Origin of the sequence: Pelagibacterium nitratireducens (assembly GCF_037044555.1) — a bacterium.
In the GTDB taxonomy this organism is placed as follows: domain Bacteria; phylum Pseudomonadota; class Alphaproteobacteria; order Rhizobiales; family Devosiaceae; genus Pelagibacterium; species Pelagibacterium nitratireducens.
The window spans coordinates 2,909,939-2,930,921 of record NZ_CP146275.1 but is presented as its reverse complement, the minus strand read 5'-3'; the positions used below and the strand labels follow the sequence as shown (position 1 = coordinate 2,930,921).

Below are 20,983 nucleotides of genomic sequence, written 5' to 3'. Positions count from 1 at the left end.
AGGGATGTCATTCGTCCAGGAATTCAAGGAATTTGCCGTCAAAGGCAACATGGTCGACATGGCCGTGGGTATTGTTATCGGCGGTGCCTTCGGCACGATCGTGTCCTCGCTGGTCGACGACATATTCATGCCGGTCATCGGGCTGGTGCTCGGCGGCGTGGATTTCTCCAACCTGTTCATCGTGCTGTCCAATCCAGAGGGTGTTGCAGTGCCGTCCCTGGCGGTTGCCGAGGCAGCAGGCGTGGCCACCCTCAACATCGGTCTGTTTATCAATGCGGTGGTAAAATTCGCCATCGTTGCGTTTGCGCTGTTCATGCTTGTAAGGGGCATAAACATGCTGCGGCGCGAAAAGAAAGTCGAAGAAGCACCGGCCGAACCCGCCCCGCCGCCGCGCGAAGAAGTTCTTCTTGCCGAGATCCGCGACATTCTCAAGGCTCAAAGCTAGCCGCCCGGCCAGAATCAATAAGCAAATATGGACAAAGGCCCGCTCGCCCATGGCGGGCTTTTTCTTATCATAAGTTAGGATGCCGCATTTGGATTACGTATTTTATCCTATTGCGCTCGCTAGAATAAGATTATAGTCCTATCGCTACGTAGTCAGTGATAGGGAAGAGTCCGAACGGCAAAAACCGCTCCCTATAGCAAACTTCGTGCGCGATTCATCTTAGCAATCGCCAAGTCGATCTGAACGCAAGGCATCGCCAGCGCTGTGCCACTGTTCCGGGCCCAAGCCCGGAGGCAGGCGGGTGCTGCATGCCGGAATTTGGACGGCGCATTTGAAAGCGTGGCACCGGCTTCGGTCGGTGGGATTTGCCTTTGACGCTCAATCGGAGAGGGGGCTCGCCGTGCCAGTTTTGCATGACGCATCCCGAAAGAACTGGAGAAAGCAATGAATTCGGAAATTTCCTATCGGCCATTTCTCAACCGTGACCGACTGGTTCACATTGTCGACAGCGACCAGCCCACGTGTGACGGACTCGATGTGCTGTTTCGGCTCGAGGGCTTCCAAACGGCCATTTCGCGCAATAGCGATGATTTCATCGCTCGCTTCGGACAGCGGCGCCCGGATGTGGTGATTCTCAATTTTGACCTGGAGGGCGAGGATATGCTGCCCGCCTTGCGGCGCATCAAGGATATGCGATCGGGCATTCCGGTCTTCATGCTGGCAGATCGCCCGCTTGTTGATGGGACCGTCGAGGCCATGCGCTCAGGGGCGAGCGATGTTTTCGTAAAGCCGGTGGATTCCGAGCGGTTCGTCCGCGCGGTGCGTGACACCCTGCGGCGCGATGTTCATCTCAAACCCTCTCAGGATGGCCAGCGCGAAGTCGAGATCCGCGGCTTTGCCCAACTAACGCCCCGTGAACGCGAGGTCCTGCAACTGGTTACCAACGGACAATCCAACAAGGAAGCCGGGCGCGAGTTGGGAATTTCCCCCCGCACCATCGAGGTGCATCGGGCCAGGGTCATGGAAAAGCTGGGCGCCCGCAATACCGCCGACCTGATCCGGATCGTCTTGACGAGCTAGTGCTCAACTCGAGATCGCACACGCAAACGGGGCGTGTTCGCACATGCCCCGTTCGTCTCGAAATCGCGTTCGCGGACCAATGCCACAGGGGCTGGCTATGCTATCCGCCAACCGTTGGCAGTGTCAGGTCTCCCGCGACGAGCTTGTTTTCCATCAGCTTGGACATGTCGAAATCGCGCTGCAGTTCCAGTGCCTGCCAGACCGAGATCAGTGCGTCGCAAAGCTCGGCGATCATGTCGTCGGTATGGTAGGGGGTTGGGGTAATGCGCAGCCGCTCGGTGCCCTTGGGAACAGTGGGATAGTTGATGGGCTGGATATAGATGTTGTGCCGATCCATCAGCATGTCGCTGGCCGCCTTGCACAGGCGTGCATCGCCAACGATCAGCGGAACAATGTGAGTGTCGGTCGGCAGGACCGGCAAACCGGCCTCGGCCAGAACGCGTTTCACACGGCCGGCTTGGCGCTGCTGGCCTTCACGTTCCACATTGGAGACCTTGAGGTGCTCGATCGAGGTGCGGGCCGCCGCGCAAAGCGCCGGGGGCAGGGCGGTCGTGAAAATGAATTCGGGCGCATAGGAGCGCACGGCATCCACGATGGCCTTGTTGGCCGTTATATAGCCGCCCATGACGCCAAACCCTTTGGCGAGCGTTCCCTCGATGATGTCGATCCGGTCCATAAGATCGTCGCGCTCGCAGATGCCGCCGCCGCGCGGGCCATACATGCCGACCGCATGAACTTCATCGATATAGGTCATGGCGCCGAACTCGTCGGCCAGATCGGCGATCGCTTCGATCGGGGCAACGTCGCCATCCATCGAATAGACGGATTCGAACACGATCAGCTTGGGGCGCTGTTTGCCGGCCGCGGCGAGCAGGTCGCGCAGATGGTCGAGGTCATTGTGGCGGAAAATCTTCTTTTCCATACCCGACTGCCGCACACCCTGAATCATTGAGGCGTGATTGAGCTGGTCGGACAGGATCAGGCAATCGGGGATCAGTCGCGCAACAGTTGAAATCGTCGCCTCGTTGGAAACGAACCCCGAGGTGAAGACCAGCGCGGCTTCCTTGCGGTGCAGGTCGGCAAGCGAACGCTCGAGTTCGACCAGTGGGCGGTTGGTGCCCGAAATGTTGCGGGTGCCGCCGGCGCCGGCGCCGAGCTTGCCAGCCGTTTCCTGCATGGCGCCGATCACCGCGGGGTGCTGGCCCATGCCCAGATAGTCGTTGGAACACCAGATGGTGATTTCGCGGGCGTTGTCTGCGCTGTCACGGAAGACGGCGCGAGGAAAATGCCCGGCAATACGTTCGATATCGGCAAAGACGCGATAACGCTTTTCAACCCGAAGCGCGTCGATCGCATCTTCGAAGATGCCGCGATAGTCCATGAGGCCTACTCCACTGGCGTCACCGGACTAAGGTGCGGCGGCGCTTTTATACATAGTAATATGGCGAGCCTTGAAAACGGCCGCGTCTTTTCTTTAGTGTCTTTTATGCTCTGCAAAACGCAGGGCGACATGATCTTTATCAAATCGGTGGGCAGGATGTCATTGGCAAATCACACCATTACGCCCTTGCAATCGACGCCGATCGGACAGGATCGCTGCACTATAGCCATAATTGTGATCGGGTGAAGAGTACCGGCGGCGCGACCCAATGACGCGAGGACCTGCTGAAGGCGGCAATTTTGGCTCGTATCTTTGGACTGACAAATTGCCAAAGTCAGGGTAAAACCACCGCATTTGGAAACCGGCCACAATCACGTTCCTGCCGCAATTGGCCAGCAATGATCGCGGCGACAATCACAAAGCGGTGAGCTTAAAATGAAAAAACAGGCAGTTGCCCTTACAGCCCTAGCAGCGCTCTTGCTCGCTGGTTGTTCCACCAATCCCTATACCGGGGAATCCCAGCTTTCCAACACTGCGGGAGGAGCCCTGGTGGGTGCCGGCGGTGGCGCCATCGGCGGTGCGCTGATCGGCTCGGCGATGGGCGATGCCCGGGTTGGTGCGCTGATCGGCGCCGGCGTCGGTGCGCTGGCCGGCGGTGCAATCGGCAACTACATGGATCAGCAGGAAGCTCAGCTTCGCGCCCAGCTCCAGGGCACGGGCGTTTCGGTGACGCGTGTGGGTGACAACATCATCCTCAACATGCCATCCAACATTACATTCGGCGTCAACCAGTCCGATATCCAGCCCGCCTTCCAGAACACGCTGCGCTCGGTCGCCCTCGTGCTTCAGGAATACAACCAGACCCTGGTCGATATCATCGGCTATACCGACTCCACGGGTTCGGCGAGCTACAATCTGACGCTTTCCCAGCAGCGCGCAACTTCGGTGCAACGTACGCTCGCCCAGTTCGGCGTCGACCCGCGCCGCTTCTTTGTTGAAGGCCGCGGCATGGCCAACCCGATCGCCGATAATTCGACCGAAGCGGGCCGTGCCCAGAACCGCCGCGTCGAAATCCGGATCGTTCCGATTCGCAATTAGCCGAGACGGAATCTGTAATAAAAAGGGCGCCCCGGCAAACCGGGGCGCCCTTTTCCTTTGGACCAGGCCTTAAAGAACGACGATCGTCGAGCCGAACCGCACAGCGTCGGCGAGATGGATGACGTCCTGATGCAGCAGACGCACGCATCCCGACGAGACGGCATGGCCGATGGTCCAGGTCTCGCCGGTGCCATGGATGCGGTAGATCGTGTCGCGATTGCCCTCATGAATATAGAGCGCGCGGGCGCCGAGCGGATTGTCGAGCCCGGGGGGCTGGCCATTGCGCCATTTTTCGAGTTCTGGTTGGCGATCCACCATTTCCGATGGCGGTGTCCAGATCGGCCATTCGCGCGAATAGGCAATGTGCCCGCGGCCCGACCATTCAAATCCGGCCCGGCCCAGGCCTGCGCCATAGCGCATGGCGGTGCCGCCGTCTTCGACGTGATAGAGATAGAAATTCGGCGTATCGACAATAACCGTCCCGACCTTTTCGCTCGTCGGGTACGGAACGCGCTGACGGTAATATTTCTGGTCGAGATAGCGCAAATCGACCGCCGGAACGGCAAATTGTTCCTCCGGCATCGCCGCATACATGGCCACCACCTCCGGCGAGATCGGCGGTGGCAGCTGAATTTGGGTTCTTGGTTGCGTGGTGGTCGTACAACCGGCGGCAGTGGCTGCGAGCAGGCTCGAAGCGCCGGCCATGAAGCCGCGCCGGGAAAGGGTCAGTTCGGACATGTCAAAATCTCATGGTTTGGCGGCGCAAAGCGCTCACCAGTCAAAAAGGATGGGGCGTGGCACGATCTCAGGCGCGGGGCGGGGGAATATCGAGCAATTGCGGCGGGTCGTCGTCGACTACCAGCTCCATAGGAGCGGGCCAGCAATTATGGGCATCGGGTTTGGGCGGTTGTTCGACGCGGGCAAGATCGGCATGGAACTGGCACCCCGGTACGAGAATGCCCAGACCCATCTGCTTCCAGCAACGGCCGAGCTTTTCGGGCGCCTCGCTGTCGAAAGCAACCTTGGCTGATGCATCGAGACAAAGCGCGTCCACGCCAACCGGCAGCGTCTCGGGCGCACGCGCCGAGGCGAACGAGGCCGAAACCAGCAAGAGCCCGAAGGCGAGCATCAAAATGGGCAAGTAGCGCGTCATGGCCTATGGGTTACCGCATCAATAGTGGCGCGAAAAAGGCGCTCACCGGTCACGGAGCAGTGATGGACATCTGCACGTGCAGCGGTGTTGCCCGGCGGTCACAAAATCGGTGGTGGCCGTCGCGGTTCAGCCTGTGGATGGGACGATTGAAGCTTTGCACCCGCCATAATCGCCGCCTAATGTCCGGCCATCGTTTGACCAGTCCCGGATTCTCATGACCGACATCGCAAAAGCCATCGCCGGACTCATCGCAACCGAAATTGCGGCCCGTCCCGAACAGGTAAGGGCCGCCGTTGATCTGCTTGATGGCGGCGCCACGGTTCCTTTCGTTGCGCGATACCGCAAGGAAGTCACCGGCGGTCTCGACGATGCGCAACTGCGGACGCTGGAAACGCGGTTGGGCTACCTGCGCGAGCTTGAAGCGCGCCGGGCGGCCATCCTGCAATCGATCGATTCACAGGGCAAACTCACCAGCGACCTGTCCGCCCAGATCGCCAGGGTCATGACCAAATCTGAGCTCGAGGATATCTATCTTCCCTATAAGCCCAAGCGCCGCACCAAGGCCGAAATCGCCCGCGAGCGCGGCCTGGAACCGCTGGCCGAGACCCTGTTTGAAAATCGCTCGCTTACGCCGTTGACCGAGGCCGAAAAATACCTTTCAGACGATGTGCCCGATACCAAAATGGCGCTCGAAGGCGCCCGTGACATTCTCGCTGAACGGTTTGCCGAGGATGCCGAACTGATCGGTCGGCTGCGCGATTATATGGAACGCAAAGCGGTCCTGCGGGCCAGGGTCATTGACGGAAAGCAAGAGCAGGGCGCCAAGTTTTCCGACTATTTCGATCACGCCGAGGCTTGGTCCAAAGTTCCCAGCCACAGGGCGTTGGCCATGCTGCGCGGCCGCAACGAAGAGGTGCTGGCCGTCGATCTCGAACTCGATGCCGACGCCGAAGGCAAATACAAGCCCGCCGAAACCATGGTTGCCGCCCATTTCGGTATCCGCGCCGATGGCGGGGTCGCCGATCAGTGGCTAATGGATGTCGCGCGCTGGAGCTGGCGGGTCAAACTCTGGCTTCACCTCTCGGTCGATCTGATGGGGCGCCTGCGCGAGCGGGCCGAAGACGAAGCGATCACGGTCTTTGCGCGCAATCTCAAGGACCTGCTGCTGGCCGCGCCGGCCGGCAATCGTGCCACGATGGGCCTCGATCCCGGAATCCGCACGGGGGTCAAGGTGGCTGTGGTCGATGCCACTGGCAAGGTGCTTGATACAGCGACCATCTATCCGTTCCAGCCCCGCAACGACATACAGGGCAGCCTTGCCGCGCTGACGGCACTGGTTGCCCGGCACAAGATCGATCTGGTCGCCATCGGCAATGGTACTGCCAGCCGCGAAACCGAGCGACTTGTGAGCGAGATGTTGACCATGATCCCCGCACCCAAGCCGATGAAAGTTGTCGTCAGCGAAGCGGGCGCCTCGGTCTATTCAGCCTCTGAAACGGCGTCCAACGAACTCCCCGAACTCGATGTTTCCCTGCGCGGCGCGGTCTCCATCGCCCGCCGCCTGCAGGATCCTCTGGCCGAACTGGTCAAGATCGAGCCCAAATCGATCGGCGTGGGCCAGTATCAGCACGATGTTGATCAATACAGGCTCGCCAAGGCGCTCGATGCCGTGGTGGAAGATGCGGTGAATGCGGTGGGCGTCGATCTCAATACGGCATCGGCCCCGCTTCTTGCGCGGGTGTCGGGGCTTGGCAGCGCACTCGCTGAAGCCATCGTCGCCCATCGCGATGCCAATGGAGCGTTTTCAGCCCGCAAGCAATTGCTGTCAGTTTCGCGCCTCGGCCCAAAGGCTTTTGAACAGGCTGCCGGTTTCCTGCGGATCCGCGATGGCTCCGAACCGCTCGATGCGTCCTCGGTCCACCCCGAAGCCTATGGCGTGGCGCGAAAGATAGTGGCCGCCTGCGGCCGCGATATCCGCCAGTTGATGGGCGACAGCGCTGCGCTCAAAACCCTCGACCCACACAGCTTTGTCGATGACACCTTCGGGTTGCCCACGGTCCGCGATATTCTAGCCGAACTTGAAAAGCCCGGCCGAGATCCGCGGCCGGAATTCAAGACAGCCACGTTTGCCGACGGAATCGAGCAAATCTCCGATCTCAAGCCGGGCATGATGCTCGAAGGCACGGTAACCAACGTTGCCGCCTTCGGAGCCTTTGTCGACATTGGGGTGCATCAGGACGGGTTGGTTCACGTTTCCCAACTCGCCGACCGCTTCGTCAAGGACGCTCACGAGGTCGTCAAGGCCGGTGATGTGGTCAAGGTCAAGGTGCTCGAAGTCGACGTTAGGCGAAAGCGGATCAGCCTGTCCATGCGGCGCGACGCTTCGCCTGACCGTCACGCCAAAACGGCGCAGCCGGAACGCAATACGCCCCGGCCGAAAAAAACCGCTCAATCCTCACCCTCGCAGGGCGCACTCGGCGCCGCGTTGAGCGATGCCTTGCGTCGAAGCAAATAGAGAGGTCAGTGCTCCTGGGCGATGTGCAGGAGATAACCAAGCCCAAATCCCACCGCGGCCGCCACGACAAGTACCGCGCCGGCGCTGGCGGGAGCCTTGTGTGCGGCGCGCGAAAGAACGTCGATATCCTTGCGCGCCTGCTTGGTTGCCCGCCTTGCATTCTTGCGGGCGCCATGGATGAAATCTCCGGCGTCGTCGGCCAGATCGTCGAAATCGAGCCCGTGATCAGCAAGGCTTTTGGAAATGGAATCGAGTTGACGCCGCAACTCGCGAATTTGGGATCTGGCGGGCTTTTCCAAGCCATTGGTTAAACTGAAATCAGCCATAGCGGTTCTCCATGCACTTGTGTGCAGGGTCAAACGATCAGGACCGCCTCCCGGTTCCCAAACCTCTATTGCGCGGCCCCCGCTTCATCGAGATAGCTCTGGTAGGCGCCCACACACATAAGCTCGGCCAACTCGCCGGCCCTGCCGGGAAAAGCGCGGGAGGTGCGCAGGCAAACGCCCTCGTGGTCTTCATGGATCAATGGATCGATGAGGCCGAAATAGCAGGTGATCTTGTAGCGCTCCTTGAAGCTCTCGCTGATTTCCGGCCTGATGGCGCTCTCGACATAGGCATCACACCGATTGATCGCCTCGATGTTGGAAAAACCTTGCGACAACGCAGGGTTGGTAAATCCCAGCCCCAAAATACCCACCACCGATGCTACCGCAACGCGCATCACCAAATCCCACCCACGATTTCAAGCCACTCAACTTCAAATCGCTGGCCGTCTCAACATCCCTGTCGCTGCCTGACGCGCGCAGACAGCGTTCTGTTGCTCAACTGTCGCAGTATCGCAGGGCCAAGCGCTATTGCGGTTCGCAACTCCCCGGAAGGATGGTGTCCAGAGAGCCCTGGGCAGGATCGAGTTCGCCCTCGGTGATGGCCATTGGCCGAAAAGGTGGGGTTGCCTGAACCGCAGGTTGAGCGAGCCGAAGGGTGTAACACCCCGCAAAACGGGCGGTTGTTCCGTCGGCCATGGTCGCTTCGATGGCTGCCGGGATGGTGTAATAGATCGTCCCGGCGGCACCTTCGGTGACTTCGGGACCGACAATCAGTTGGACGGATTCGGTATCCTGATAGCCGGCGGCAAAGGCTTCGAAATCGGCCTGCTGGTCGATGCCGTCCTCATGCTCGAAATAGGACCATGCGCGCAGATATTCCGAGCGACTAATGGCGTTGTAGAGCGATTCAATGACCGCAGCGGCGGTCGAGCGGTCGTCGTAATAGGGATTGTCGGGCACCGGCTCATCGAGGTCGTCTGCTCCAGGTTGCGGCGCCTCCACCTCGCCGGGAACCACAGTCACCTCCGCCGCGACGGGCGCCGCCGGCGTTACCGGCTGGGCCAGAGCCGGCGAAACCAGAAATACGGTGACGATGGCGGCAATGATTTTTTCCATGAACACTCTCCTTTTCCCAACAACGCACGGCAACCGCTCAACGTTGCCTCAAACTGGACATGCCGATACCGAAGAGGGAAAATGGTGCTGCTGGACAGGATTGAACTGTCGGCCTCTCCCTTACCAAGGGAGTGCTCTACCACTGAGCTACAGCAGCGCCGGCGTGATGGCCCGTGAGCCATCCGAATGCGGGCCTCTACTGCCACAGGCCATGTGTGGACGCAAGGGCAAAAAACTGCCACTAGAACGCCAACGATATCCGACAGGGTCCAGTCCATGTCCAATCCGGATCGCGACCAAAGATTGGCCGCAAAGCTGCGGGAAAATCTTCGTCGCCGTAAAGCACAGGCCAAGGCACGAACCGCGCCGACCGATCAGTCGGACCAACAAGAGGCAACGGGCACTTCAAAACCTGAGCCAACCGGCAGAAAAGATACCTGAACCACCGTTTCTTGCGGCCCGTCCCGGGCTGCGCTACCAACAGCTTCAACCTTCGCATCGCCTGTTCCAGGACGATTCGCGCAGAAATCCCTGTCCAAGGAGTGCCATATGGACCGCATCCGCATCGTGGGTGGCAATCAGCTCAATGGCGAAATCCACATCTCGGGCGCCAAGAACGCGGCTCTGCCCCTGATGATCGCCTCGCTTCTGACCGAAGAGCCGCTGGTGCTCGTCAACGTGCCGCGCCTGGCAGACGTCAAGCAACTCGAACGCATCCTCGAAAATCACGGCGTCGACATCGCCGTGCATGGACGGCGGCGCGGCGACACCGAAATGGGCGGGCAGCGGATCACCTTCACGGCCTCCGATATCGTCGACACGACAGCACCTTACGAACTTGTGTCGACAATGCGGGCCAGCTTTTGGGTCATCGGTCCGCTGCTGGCCAGGGAAGGTCATGCCAAGGTTTCTCTGCCAGGCGGTTGCGCCATCGGCACGCGGCCGGTTGATTTCTATCTCGACGGTTTGCGCCAGCTTGGCGCCGAAATCGAAATCGATGCCGGCTATGTGCTGGCGCGCGCACCGGGCGGCAGGCTCAAGGGTGCCAGCGTCCGGTTCCCCAAGGTCTCGGTCGGCGCCACTCATGTGGTGATGATGGCAGCGACTCTTGCCCAGGGAACCACGACAATCGAAAACGCCGCCCTCGAACCCGAAGTGACCAATCTGGCCGAATGCCTCGTCGCCATGGGCGCGAAAATTTCTGGCATCGGCACTGGACGGCTGGTCATCGAAGGTGTGGAAAAGCTCGATGGGGCGATCCACGAGGTGGTTCCGGACCGTATCGAGACCGGCACCTATGCCTTTGCGGCGGCAATGACGGGCGGCGAAGTGTTCCTGCGCAATGCAAGGCCCGAGCTGTTGCAGTCGGCGCTCGACGTGCTGGTCCGCACCGGGGTGGACGTTACCACCGAGCAGGGCGGTCTGCGCATCAAACGCAATGGAAACGGCATCATGCCCGTCGATGTCGAAACTGATCCGTTCCCCGGATTTCCGACCGATCTGCAGGCCCAGTTCATGGCGCTCATGGCCCGCTCGAGCGGGGTATCGGCGATCAAGGAAACCATTTTTGAGAATCGCTTCATGCACGTGGCCGAGCTCGCGCGCTTTGGCGCAAACATCCACGTCGATGGACAGACCGCGACCGTGACCGGCGTCCCCGAACTCAAGGGCGCCCAGGTGATGGCAACCGATTTGCGTGCGTCGGTCTCGCTGGTCATTGCCGGGCTGGCGGCGCGTGGAGAAACGGTGGTCAACCGCATCTATCATCTCGACCGCGGTTTCGAGCGCCTCGAAAACAAGCTTTCGCGCTGCGGGGCGGAGATCGAGCGGATTGCCGGTTAAGCAAGCGGCTATAATAGGCTTGCACTTTGGGCCGTAAATGCCCAGATGTTCGCCATGACCTCCATCGATCCCCTACCCAAGGCAACCATGACCGACCTCAAGCTTCTGGCGCTCGACAGCGAAGACCTCGAGATCGTTTCCGCCCATGTGCAGGATGCTGTCGTCCGCGTGGGCGATATGGGCTATTCCAAAAATGATCGGCGCTTCGTGCTGCTCATGAACCGTTATGCCTGGGAGGCCGGAGACAAGCGGGGGCAGCGCAAGCGCGCCGGGTTGCATTTCGATCACGTCACTGCGGCCCATGCCGAGGGGTTCGATCTCAATTCCAAGGATGGCGTTCTCGAACTGCTCGCCGTGACCTTTGAACCGAACGATGCCCCGGCTGGGCAGGTCTTGCTTACGTTTGCGGGCGGTGGCAGGGTGCGGCTGGACGCTGAATGTCTCGAAGCGCGTCTTCGCGATCTCGGCGGCGTCTGGGCCGCCAAGGCCCAGCCCAAGCACGACGTCGACTGACCGGGGCGCGATCAGCCAACCATGACTGCACTTCTTTCAAGCGCTGACCCGGGCTTTGCGCAGGCCTTCGAAACGCTGCTGGGCTCCAAGCGCGAAGCCTCGGTCGAGGTGGGCGAAACCGTCGCGGCGATCATCGCCGACGTGCGGGCCCGCGGCGATGCCGCGCTGATCGAGTTGACCCGGAAATTTGATGGTCTCGAACTCACGCCCCAAACCATGCGGTTCTCTGCCCAGGAGATCGATACAGCCTACGGGGCGGTTTCGCCGCAAATTCGCGATGCGTTGACACTGGCGCACAAGCGCATCACAGCCCATCACGAAAAGCAAAAGCCCACCGATCACATCTATACCGACGATATCGGTGTTACGCTGGGAAGCCGCTGGACGGCGGTCGAAGCCGCCGGGCTCTATGTGCCTGGAGGGTTGGCATCCTACCCCTCCTCGGTGCTCATGAACGCCATTCCGGCCAAGGTGGCAGGCGTGGAACGCCTGGCCATGGTGGTGCCGACGCCCAACGGCGTGGTCAATCCGGCCATTCTCGCCGCGGCCAGGATCGCCGGCGTCACCGAAATTTATCGCGTCGGCGGCGCACAGGCGATTGCGGCGCTGGCCTTTGGTACCGAAACGATCGCACCCGTTGCCAAGATAACCGGGCCGGGCAACGCCTATGTGGCCGCAGCCAAGCGCCAGGTTTTCGGCACGGTGGGCATCGATATGATCGCCGGACCTTCCGAAGTGCTCATCATTGCCGATGGTTCGGCCAATCCCGCCTGGGTTGCGGCCGATCTGCTGGCGCAGGCCGAGCATGGGGCTGGGGCCCAATCGATCCTTCTGACCACAGACGAACAATTGGCGAAGGCTGTCCTTGCCGAAGTCGAAAGGCAGTTGGCAACGCTACGGGCACCAGATAACGCGCGTCAGGGCTGGGAAGAGTTTGGCGCGATCATCACGGTCGCAAGCCTCGAACAGGCCATGCCGCTGGCCAATCGTATCGCATCCGAGCACGTCGAACTTGCGCTCGACGACCCTCAACCGTGGATCGGCAAAATTCGCAATGCGGGCGCGATTTTCGTTGGCCACCACACCCCCGAATCGATCGGCGATTATGTGGGCGGCTCCAATCACGTGCTGCCCACGGCCCGCTCGGCCCGGTTTGCGTCCGGGCTCGGTGTCCTCGATTTCGTCAAGCGCACATCGATCCTGGGCTGCACGCCCCAGGCTTTGGCCGAACTGGCAGATGCCACCGTGACCCTGGCCGAAACCGAAGGTCTCCAGGCTCATGGAAAGTCGGTATCGATAAGGCTCAATCGCTGATGGAAAAGCGGCCCTTCGATCCCGAGACCGACAGGATCGTCACGGTTACGCTCGATCCCACAACGATCACCTCGGTCGATCCCGACGAGGTCCATGAATGGCGCGTCGCCATCTACGACCTTATCGACACCAACCGCTTTTACCCCGCACGGGTCACCGCCAACGGCCCTTACGCGCTGCACCTGTCGATCATTCACAACCATATCGTGCTCGACGTCCGGCATCCCGAAACGTTCAGCCCCATTGCCGCGCATTATCTTTCGCTCACCCCGTTCAGGAGCCTGATTCGGGACTATTTCCGCATCCGCGAAAGCTATTACGAGGCGATCCGTTCGGCCTCGACGTTTCAGATCGAGGCCGTCGATATGGGCCGGCGCGGCCTGCACAACCAGGCAGCCGAACTCTTGATCGAGCGGCTCGACAATAAACTGGTCATGGATCTCGAAACCGCGCGTCGGCTGTTCACCCTTATTTGTGCCGTCCAGCCCTACGCGGCTCGGGTGACCGAGCAGGAAAGCCAGTTGCCCACCATCCTGTTCGTGTGTTCGATGAATTCGGTGCGCTCTCCCATCGCTGCGGCCCTGGCCCGTAAGCATTTCCCCGGACGCCTCGTTGCCCGCTCGGCCGGTGTGCGCTCGGGCAAGGTCGACCATTTCGTCCATCAGGTCATGGAAGAGGTGGGCATCGACATGTCGGTTCACACACCGCATACCATGGACGAACTGGTGGCCTCCAACTTCGACATCATCGTCACTCTGGCCGATGATGCCAACATCGCCGTTGCTGAACGCGGGCTCGAAGCGGCCATCATGGAACATTGGGCGACGCCCGATCCTTCCGAAATCGAAGGCAGCCGGGAACTGGTCCTGGGCGCCTATCGCGAGTTGCGTGATACCATGGATATCAAGCTGCGTGGTGTGCTCGAGCCCATGCTGACCAGGGCCGGAAAAAGCGCCTGAATCAGGGACTTTCAATTATTTGCGTTTGCGTTTAGTTTGCGCGCCAAATCGCGCCCCGCAGTTGAGTGCGGGCCTTAGGAAGGCCTCGGTCCGCATTCGCGATCAGTCATGGGGCAATATCAGGAGAAAGAATGGCAAAGGAAGAAGTGCTCGAATTTCCGGGCGTTGTCACCGAATTGCTTCCCAACGCGACATTTCGCGTCAAGCTCGAGAACGAACACGAGATCATCGCCCATACAGCCGGGCGCATGCGCAAGAATCGCATCCGCGTTCTGGCCGGCGACAAGGTGCTCGTGGAGATGACGCCCTACGATCTGACCAAGGGCCGCATCACCTACCGTTTCAAGTAAACTCCTCAGTGAGCCGATAGTGTCCAGCAGACGCCCCGAATTCATTCTTGCTTCGGCCTCGCCGCGTCGGCTCGCGCTCCTCAACCAGATCGGCATCGAGCCCGACCATCTGATTCCCGCCCATGTTGACGAGACTCCCGAAAAGGGCGAGTTGCCGCGCCGCCTGGCCCAGCGCCTCGCGCACGCCAAGGCTTTCGAGGTTCGCAACAAGGCGCGTCAGGCGGGATTGGCGACCGAATCGGTGATCCTTGCCGCCGATACGGTGGTCGCCGTGGGACGACGCATTCTGCCCAAGGCCGAAACCATGGACGAGGCGGCAAGCTGCCTGCGGCTGCTGTCGGGCCGTGCGCATCGGGTCTTTACCGGCGTATGCGTTATTTCCGCATCCGGGCAGGCCCGCGAACGGCTGGTCGATACCCGCATCCGCTTCAAGCGCCTTTCCAACAAGGAAATCGAGGCCTATCTGGCCAGTGGCGAATGGAACGGCAAGGCGGGCGGCTATGCCATTCAAGGCATTGCCGGAGCCTTTGCGGTCAAGCTCAGCGGGTCTTATTCCGCCGTCGTGGGTCTGCCGCTGTTTGAAACTGTCGGCCTGTTGACCGGCGAGGGCTACCCCGTCCATTTCAACTGGCTCAACGCGACGGCCCTTCCAGGGGTGTAACCATGCCCACCAATGTAACGCGACTACGGCCACCCAAACCGTGCCCGATCTGCGGCAAGTCTTCGGTGCAGCAGTTCCATCCCTTCTGCTCGGCCCGCTGCGCCGACGTCGATCTCAACCGTTGGCTCACGGGCAATTATGTGATCCCCGGAGCCACCTCTTCGGCTGACGAGTACGATGCAGACTCGTTCTTGCCGGACGATGAGGACCAGGACTGATCATCCCTAAATGCGCAGCGCCCCGCCGGCGGGTTCGTCGATTTTTGAATGTCCGGACAGCGGTTTGGGAAAAAGTATGGACTGCCCACAAATTTCTTCTCCGGACGCTGGACAGCCCGGACCTGACTGCCTATAACCCGGCCACCAACACGAGGCCCGCAAGAGCCCCGACCCGATGCCCAGGTAGCTCAGTTGGTAGAGCAGCGGATTGAAAATCCGCGTGTCGGCGGTTCAATTCCGTCCCTGGGCACCACTTGCCCCAGCATCCAGCTTCGCACAATCAAGCCAGATCGTAGACCGCCAGAAGATTGGGCAGAACGGCCAAATGCCAGTTGATGGATTCGCCGGCGGCAAGCGCCTGACAGGCTGAATTGGCCGCATAGATTGCCGCGAAGGCCAGGATGCGCTTGCGCTTGTGGCCGAGCTTGGTGGCAAAGGCATCGGCCATGGCATTGATCCGAACAGGATCGGCCGCCAATTCGACCTTTCCCCAGGGGTGCAGAAAGCTGGCCGCCAGATCATAGGCGGGGTCGCCCCAAAGCCCCACGGGGGAACGCGCGATCCAACCCCGCTCGGCCAGAACGATCCGATCGTGATGAACGGCGCCGTGGAGCGGAATTTCAGCTGCGGGTTTGTCGAGCGTCGCGTAGGCAATGCCCACCGAGCGGGCATAGAGATCGCGCGCGGTGTCGGGCCATATCCGCACGTCGGCGGCAAAAAAATCGCTCAGATATTCGCGCAACGGCACCAGATTGTCCGGTTCGTCCGGACGGCTGACATGGAGCATGCCAACAAGGTTGGCGATGGCGCTCGTTGCCTGCGCGTCCTTGCCGTCAAGCGCCGGCTCGGACAGCATCCTGCCTTCCGCCCACTCGGTCAGAACGGCGTTCTCCGCCGTGCCGAAATGGCGTATCGCCCCATCCCCGCGATACCATTCGAGCAGGTTTCCTGCCCTTTCGGGGTCGACAGTGCCGGGCTTGTAGATACGCAAGGCTGCGTGGCTGTTATCGTCACGCTGGACCTTGTAGGTCCAGGCAACGGATGTCTCGGCCACCTGGGTAATCTTGGAAAGGCTCCAGCGGATGGCGGCCTTGTTGAGGACTGTGTCGTGCGGTGCGGTGCCGATCGGAACCCCCTGTGGAAAGCGTTTGGGCGCGCGCCGGGAAAGAATCACTGTTGGTTCGATACACACGCTTTCTAGCAAATTTCGGGCGCGCCGTCTGGTTCCGGGGAAAGGGAGCAGTTTAGCGCTTTTCCAGCCATGGCATGAGCCGTACGCGCGGCGAGCCTTCCGGCTGTCTTGGAGGCGTCCGGGGAGGATCTTCGGTCAGTCTTGCATCGAGTTCATCAAGCCGTGCCAGTGCGACTTCGAGGAGATGATCCATCCCCGCATCGTACCAGACTTCATTGGCCAGCATGGCTCTCGCCTGTTCAATGCGATCCTTTGCCAGAAGATATGCAGTCGGCATTGGGCGTCTCCGTGGCTTTCAACACACACACCGATACGGAGTGCATTTGAGTCGGACCAGCGCATACCCCCAACCTACCCACAACACTAAACCTCCATGGTAAAATCCAATTGAAGCGATGGGCGCAAATTCGATATTTATTGTAACCAATCCGCTCGACAGACATACCCGACAGCGCGCACCGTGCCGACAGAAGTCTCCTGCAACCAACAGAAGGGGCGGGGCCCTCAGTCCTTCTTGTCGGGAAGCCCCTTGCGGTCGGTTGAAGCGAACTCTTCGAGTTCTTTTTCGGTCATCGAATCGACCATTTCGCGCGAAGCGCCTTTGAGGTCTTTCTTTTCGATTTCGCCGCGCTTTGCGGCCAACGCGGCGCCTGCCGCTTTTTGCTGAGCTTTGGATTTGGCTGGCATGTTCATCCTCCATCGAGATCGAGAGAGGGCAAAACGATGCTGTCGATACCCGGTTCCGGCAGCAAACGTTATCGTGTTGGCTAGAGATCGTCCTCGTCACCAAGGAAGCGCTTCTCGAACTGGCCCAGCACGATGGTGATGATGAGCACCAGAACCGTCGCCATCACGGCCACGGAAAAAAAGCCCGACCCCGCCGCAACGCCAATCGCCCCGGCCATCCACAGACCGGCGCCGGTTGTCAGTCCCTTGATGTCTGTGCCAGAGCGTATGATGGCGCCCGCAGCAAGAAAGGCAACACCGGCCGTTACCGCCTCTATGACGCGGATCGGATCAAGACGTGCGATCGTGTCGGCGCCCAGATCAACCATCTCATGATAGATTTCGAACGTCATGATGGTGAATGCCGCCGCGGCCGTCGATACAAGCATATGTGTTCGCAAACCGGCGGGGTGCTTCTTGATTTCACGTTCAAACCCGATCAGCGCACCCAGAACGGCCGCAACTGCCAGACGCACGGCAAGCACACCAAAAGCTTCATGCGTTGGATTGCCCCCCAGAGCGAGGAAATCTTCCATTTCTCGGTCCCCACAAATTCCCGATGGGAACGCGCGGCGAGCCGGGGAGTTCCGAATGTCAGAAGGGCCAGACGATGGGGATCATGATCATGGCGACAACGAAAACCACGACATTGATGAGCGCGCCGATGCGCACGAAATCGAAGAACTTGTACCCCCCGGCACTATAGACAAGCGTATTGGTCTGGTACCCGATCGGGGTAAGAAAACTGGCGCTCGCGGCAAACATGACAGCCGCCACAAACGGACGTGGGTCGACCCCAAGGCCCGCAGCCAGACCGATTGCGACCGGCGTAACGATCACCGCGACCGCATTGTTGGTCACGACCTCGGTGAGGATCGAGGAAAGGATATAAACCACACCAAGCGCAAACAGTGGCGAAAGCGCCACCAGATAGGGCGCGATAAAGGTCACCATACCTTCGACCAGCCCGACATTCTCCATGCCGACCCCGACGCCCAGCATGGCGATGATGAGGCCCAGGATGCGCCAGTCGACCGCCTGTACGGCCTCGTCGGGCTCCACGCAGCGTGTGGCAAGGACAGTGGCCGCACCGATCACGGCAAGCCCTGCAATCGGCATCAGCCCCAACGCCGCGCCCACGACCACGGCGATCAGCACGCCAATGGCAATGGGGGCTCTCGCCCGGCGGAAACCGCGTTCGGCAGGCTCGGAAACATTGACCAGATCATAGTCTTCGACCATGCGCCGCAAATCTTCTGGCGCCCCCTCGATCAGCAAAGTATCGCCGACTTCGATGGGCGCGGTTTCGAACCGCTCCGCCAGGTTGGCGCCGCGGCGGTGCAGCGCCAGCGGATAGACACCGTAGCGCCGGCGCAGGCGCAGATGTTTTAGGGTCTTGCCCAGAATGCCCGAACTCGGTCCCATCAGAACTTCGACGATCGAAGAGGACCGGCTGCCGAGCGATTGCATGTGCTCGGATTCGGGCACATTGAGGTCGCCTTCTTCTTTCATCGATAGCAATTCGGCCACCGAGGTGCGCAGCACCACGACGTCGCCGGGCTGCAGAACGACGTCATGAATGTGCCGGCGCAGCGAAAAACTGGCGCGCAGAACGTCGATGAGTTGACGGTCCGAGCGATTGAAAGCCGCAACCTCGCGGGCCTTTTTGCCCACATGGGGGGAGTTGTCCTCGATCACGGCTTCGAGCACGAATTTCTTGCTCGTTTCTGAAAGCGAAATCGAGGAGACCGTCGTTCGGTCGGGCAGCAGGCCGCGGGCAAGCAGCATCGTCGCGATACCGGCCACGGCAATAGCGATACCCACCGGCGCCATTTCGAAGATGTGGAACGGCTCCATGCCGCTTCTTTGCGCGACGCTGTCGACCAGAATGTTGGTTGAGGTCCCGATCAGGGTACACGTTCCACCCAGGATGGCGGAAAACGAAACCGGGATGAGCAGCTTGGAGGCCGGAGTTTCCATCTGCCGGGCCATGGCAACGGCCACCGGGATCATCATCATCACGAGCGGCGTATTGTTCATGAATGCCGACATCACTGCGATGGCCAGCAAGAAGGAAATCAGGCTGCGATAGGGGTGCTTTTGGGCTCCGGCGGTGGCCCAGGTCGCGAAACTTTCCAGCGCTCCGGTGCGCACGAGCGCCGCCGAGATCACGAACATTCCCGCAATTGTCGCCGGAGCACTGTTGGAAAGTACCCCGAGCAGATCGTCGACCGAAACGATGTTGAGAACGATAAGGACGGAAACCGCGATGGCCGCACTCACCTCCGGCGAGCGCCACTCCCGGGCAAACGCGATAAAGAGACCGACAATGACGACACTGACGATCAGCGCGCCATAGGGCTCAATCAGGCTAGCGAACAAATGCACCCTCCGCTCGGTCCACGGCGCACTCTATTCGATGCCACCCTTGGTTGGAAAGCGGTCAGAATCAATTCGGTATTCTTTTTCAGGCAGGTGGGTTGGGCTTCATCGCCCGGACAATGTGCGGCTCACGGCATCGCGCCAACCGGCCAGTTTTTCCTCGCGCACCGCGCTGTCCATTTCGGGCACGAACTGATGCTCGCGGGCCCAGCTTCGGGCAAACTCGTCTTGTCCCGGCCATAACCCGATGGCCTGGCCGGCGAGCCAGGCAGCACCGAGCACCGTTGTCTCGAGCATATGGGGCCTGTCGACCGGCGCATCGAGAATGTCGGCGAGAAACTGCATCGTATAGTCGGACTGCACCATACCGCCATCCACGCGGAGCACTGTTGCGGCGCCGTGGCCGGTCCAGTCTTTTTGCATGGCATCGAGTAGGTCTGCGGTCTGGTAGCAGACCGCTTCGAGCGCCGCGCGGGCAAATTCCTCAGGCCCGGTATTGCGCGTCAGCCCGAACATGGCACCGCGCGCCTCCGCATCCCAATAGGGGGCCCCCAACCCGACAAAGGCCGGCACCAGATAGATGTTCTGCTTCGGATCGGCCGCCATTGCCAGCCGCCCGGAGTCCGATGCCTTGCCGATGATCTTAAGTCCGTCGCGTAACCACTGCACGGCGGCCCCGGCCACAAAGATCGAGCCCTCCAACGCATAAATTGTCTTGCCGCCCATCCGATAGGCGATCGTTGTCAACAGCCGGTTCTGCGACCGCACCAGCGTATCGCCGGTGTTGAGTACGGCAAAACATCCCGTCCCATAGGTCGATTTGATCATGCCGGGCGCAAAACAGGCCTGCCCGATCACGGCGGCATGCTGGTCTCCTGCAACACCCCGAATGGGGATCGCCCGGCCCAGAATGGATGCATCGGTCTGCCCGAAATCGCCGTCGCAATCGCGAACGTCAGGAAGCATGGAAGCGGGGATATCGAAAAGCGCGAGCAATTGATCGTCCCATTCGCCCTTTTCGATGTCGAACAAAAGCGTGCGCCCGGCATTGGTCGCATCGGTCGCGTGCACCGCGCCATCGGTCAGGCGCCAGATCAAATAGGTATCGACGGTGCCAAACGCCAAATCCCCCGCCTGAGCTTTCGCCCGCGCGCCTTCGACATTGTCGAGCAACCACTTGACCTTGGTGGCCGAAAAATAAGGATCGAGCAGTAAGCCCGTCTTTTCAGTGACCAGCGCTTCCTTGCCCGCCGATTTGAGTTGATTGCAGATGCTGGCGGTCCGGCGATCCTGCCAGACGATGGCGCGATAAATTGGCTTGCCGGATTTCCGGTCCCACACCAGCGTGGTTTCCCGCTGGTTGGTAATCCCGATGGCGGCAACATCGTCAGCGGACAGCCCGGCGCGCTTCAACGCTGTTCGGATGGCATAATCCACCGATTCCCAGATGTCCTCGGGATCATGCTCAACCCAACCGCTTTGGGGAAAATGCTGTGCGAACTCTTTTTGGCCCTGACCGACAACGTTCATGGCCGCGTCGAAAACCAGCGCCCGGCTGGACGTCGTGCCCTGATCGATGGCCAGAATATGACTCCCCATCGCGTCTCCTCCCATCATCGATTGCCCAGACCGTGCCTTAAACCGCCCACGGCGTAAAGATTGACGCGCCGGACCATTCCATGTCTTTTAGTTTTGTCCAGCCTTGCCAAAGC

The 20,983-nt window shown here is 60.4% G+C and carries 23 protein-coding genes and 2 tRNA genes; 12 read left to right on the top strand and 13 right to left on the bottom strand.

Annotated features, from left to right (window positions below):
- The first annotated feature begins 4 nt into the window (after nt 1-4).
- Nucleotides 5-445 carry a large conductance mechanosensitive channel protein MscL gene (gene mscL, locus V6617_RS14485; protein WP_338607666.1) on the top strand — a complete coding sequence of 147 codons (441 nt, stop codon included), beginning with the start codon at nt 5-7 and terminating at the stop codon, nt 443-445.
- A gap of 444 nt (nt 446-889) precedes the next feature.
- Nucleotides 890-1,525, top strand: coding sequence for a response regulator transcription factor (locus tag V6617_RS14480; RefSeq protein ID WP_338607665.1), 636 nt, complete (start codon nt 890-892; stop codon nt 1,523-1,525).
- A gap of 100 nt (nt 1,526-1,625) precedes the next feature.
- On the opposite strand, the gene hemA is transcribed toward V6617_RS14480, so the two are convergent.
- The gene (gene hemA / locus V6617_RS14475) at nt 1,626-2,906 is read right to left on the bottom strand and encodes a 5-aminolevulinate synthase (RefSeq protein WP_338607664.1); all 1,281 of its coding nucleotides are present in this window, start codon (nt 2,904-2,906) and stop codon (nt 1,626-1,628) included.
- Between the two features lie 435 nt (nt 2,907-3,341).
- Here hemA and V6617_RS14470 point away from each other — a divergent pair, with 435 nt between their 5' ends.
- Complete coding sequence (locus tag V6617_RS14470; protein WP_338607663.1) at nt 3,342-4,004, top strand: OmpA family protein; 663 nt, start codon at nt 3,342-3,344, stop codon at nt 4,002-4,004.
- 69 nt (nt 4,005-4,073) lie between these two features.
- Here the strand turns inward: V6617_RS14470 and V6617_RS14465 are convergent, their stop codons facing one another.
- Together V6617_RS14465 and V6617_RS14460 are read right to left on the bottom strand one after the other, a co-directional pair.
- On the bottom strand, nt 4,074-4,742 hold the full coding sequence (locus V6617_RS14465) for a L,D-transpeptidase (protein WP_338607662.1): 669 nt from the start codon (nt 4,740-4,742) through the stop codon (nt 4,074-4,076).
- A gap of 67 nt (nt 4,743-4,809) precedes the next feature.
- Nucleotides 4,810-5,157 carry a hypothetical protein gene (locus V6617_RS14460; protein WP_338607661.1) on the bottom strand — a complete coding sequence of 116 codons (348 nt, stop codon included), beginning with the start codon at nt 5,155-5,157 and terminating at the stop codon, nt 4,810-4,812.
- Between the two features lie 214 nt (nt 5,158-5,371).
- Here V6617_RS14460 and V6617_RS14455 point away from each other — a divergent pair, with 214 nt between their 5' ends.
- On the top strand, nt 5,372-7,672 hold the full coding sequence (locus V6617_RS14455; protein WP_338607660.1) for a Tex family protein: 2,301 nt from the start codon (nt 5,372-5,374) through the stop codon (nt 7,670-7,672).
- A 5-nt stretch (nt 7,673-7,677) separates the two neighbouring features.
- Here V6617_RS14455 and V6617_RS14450 read toward each other — a convergent pair whose 3' ends face one another.
- The 4 genes from V6617_RS14450 to V6617_RS14435 all read right to left on the bottom strand — a co-directional run bounded on the left by V6617_RS14450 (nt 7,678) and on the right by V6617_RS14435 (nt 9,271).
- Nucleotides 7,678-7,998 carry a hypothetical protein gene (locus V6617_RS14450; protein ID WP_338607659.1) on the bottom strand — a complete coding sequence of 107 codons (321 nt, stop codon included), beginning with the start codon at nt 7,996-7,998 and terminating at the stop codon, nt 7,678-7,680.
- A gap of 65 nt (nt 7,999-8,063) precedes the next feature.
- Nucleotides 8,064-8,393, bottom strand: a complete 330-nt coding sequence (locus V6617_RS14445) for a hypothetical protein (protein ID WP_338607658.1) — start codon at nt 8,391-8,393, stop codon at nt 8,064-8,066.
- 130 nt (nt 8,394-8,523) lie between these two features.
- Nucleotides 8,524-9,114, bottom strand: coding sequence for a hypothetical protein (locus V6617_RS14440; RefSeq protein WP_338607657.1), 591 nt, complete (start codon nt 9,112-9,114; stop codon nt 8,524-8,526).
- A gap of 82 nt (nt 9,115-9,196) precedes the next feature.
- A tRNA-Thr gene (locus V6617_RS14435) sits at nt 9,197-9,271 on the bottom strand.
- A gap of 392 nt (nt 9,272-9,663) precedes the next feature.
- On the opposite strand from V6617_RS14435, the gene murA reads away from it, so the two are divergent.
- The 8 genes from murA to V6617_RS14395 all read left to right on the top strand — a co-directional run bounded on the left by murA (nt 9,664) and on the right by V6617_RS14395 (nt 15,224).
- Nucleotides 9,664-10,956: a UDP-N-acetylglucosamine 1-carboxyvinyltransferase gene (gene murA, locus V6617_RS14430; RefSeq protein WP_338607656.1), complete on the top strand. Its 1,293-nt coding sequence runs from the start codon at nt 9,664-9,666 to the stop codon at nt 10,954-10,956.
- A gap of 54 nt (nt 10,957-11,010) precedes the next feature.
- Nucleotides 11,011-11,469, top strand: coding sequence for a DUF2948 family protein (locus tag V6617_RS14425; protein ID WP_338607655.1), 459 nt, complete (start codon nt 11,011-11,013; stop codon nt 11,467-11,469).
- A gap of 21 nt (nt 11,470-11,490) precedes the next feature.
- A complete protein-coding gene (gene hisD / locus V6617_RS14420) occupies nt 11,491-12,783 on the top strand; it encodes a histidinol dehydrogenase (RefSeq protein ID WP_338607654.1) in 1,293 nt (430 codons plus the stop codon).
- A complete protein-coding gene (locus tag V6617_RS14415; RefSeq protein WP_338607653.1) occupies nt 12,783-13,742 on the top strand; it encodes a UPF0262 family protein in 960 nt (319 codons plus the stop codon). Before hisD ends, V6617_RS14415 begins: the two co-directional genes overlap by 1 nt.
- A 131-nt stretch (nt 13,743-13,873) precedes the next feature.
- A complete protein-coding gene (gene infA, locus V6617_RS14410; RefSeq protein ID WP_004435948.1) occupies nt 13,874-14,092 on the top strand; it encodes a translation initiation factor IF-1 in 219 nt (72 codons plus the stop codon).
- A gap of 19 nt (nt 14,093-14,111) precedes the next feature.
- Nucleotides 14,112-14,753 carry a Maf-like protein gene (locus tag V6617_RS14405; RefSeq protein WP_338607652.1) on the top strand — a complete coding sequence of 214 codons (642 nt, stop codon included), beginning with the start codon at nt 14,112-14,114 and terminating at the stop codon, nt 14,751-14,753.
- Between the two features lie 2 nt (nt 14,754-14,755).
- Complete coding sequence (gene yacG / locus V6617_RS14400; protein ID WP_338607651.1) at nt 14,756-14,971, top strand: DNA gyrase inhibitor YacG; 216 nt, start codon at nt 14,756-14,758, stop codon at nt 14,969-14,971.
- Between the two features lie 177 nt (nt 14,972-15,148).
- A tRNA-Phe gene (locus tag V6617_RS14395) sits at nt 15,149-15,224 on the top strand.
- Between the two features lie 27 nt (nt 15,225-15,251).
- Here the strand turns inward: V6617_RS14395 and V6617_RS14390 are convergent.
- The 6 genes from V6617_RS14390 to glpK all read right to left on the bottom strand — a co-directional run bounded on the left by V6617_RS14390 (nt 15,252) and on the right by glpK (nt 20,870).
- Nucleotides 15,252-16,145: an aminoglycoside phosphotransferase family protein gene (locus V6617_RS14390; RefSeq protein WP_338607650.1), complete on the bottom strand. Its 894-nt coding sequence runs from the start codon at nt 16,143-16,145 to the stop codon at nt 15,252-15,254.
- A gap of 70 nt (nt 16,146-16,215) precedes the next feature.
- Nucleotides 16,216-16,440, bottom strand: coding sequence for a hypothetical protein (locus V6617_RS14385; protein ID WP_338607649.1), 225 nt, complete (start codon nt 16,438-16,440; stop codon nt 16,216-16,218).
- A gap of 227 nt (nt 16,441-16,667) precedes the next feature.
- The gene (locus V6617_RS14380; RefSeq protein ID WP_338607648.1) at nt 16,668-16,850 is read right to left on the bottom strand and encodes a DUF3008 family protein; all 183 of its coding nucleotides are present in this window, start codon (nt 16,848-16,850) and stop codon (nt 16,668-16,670) included.
- A gap of 80 nt (nt 16,851-16,930) precedes the next feature.
- The gene (locus tag V6617_RS14375) at nt 16,931-17,425 is read right to left on the bottom strand and encodes an MgtC/SapB family protein (protein ID WP_338607647.1); all 495 of its coding nucleotides are present in this window, start codon (nt 17,423-17,425) and stop codon (nt 16,931-16,933) included.
- A gap of 58 nt (nt 17,426-17,483) precedes the next feature.
- The gene (locus V6617_RS14370) at nt 17,484-19,277 is read right to left on the bottom strand and encodes an SLC13 family permease (protein ID WP_338607646.1); all 1,794 of its coding nucleotides are present in this window, start codon (nt 19,275-19,277) and stop codon (nt 17,484-17,486) included.
- A gap of 99 nt (nt 19,278-19,376) precedes the next feature.
- Nucleotides 19,377-20,870 carry a glycerol kinase GlpK gene (glpK, locus tag V6617_RS14365; protein ID WP_338607645.1) on the bottom strand — a complete coding sequence of 498 codons (1,494 nt, stop codon included), beginning with the start codon at nt 20,868-20,870 and terminating at the stop codon, nt 19,377-19,379.
- Nucleotides 20,871-20,983: the final 113 nt, after the last annotated feature.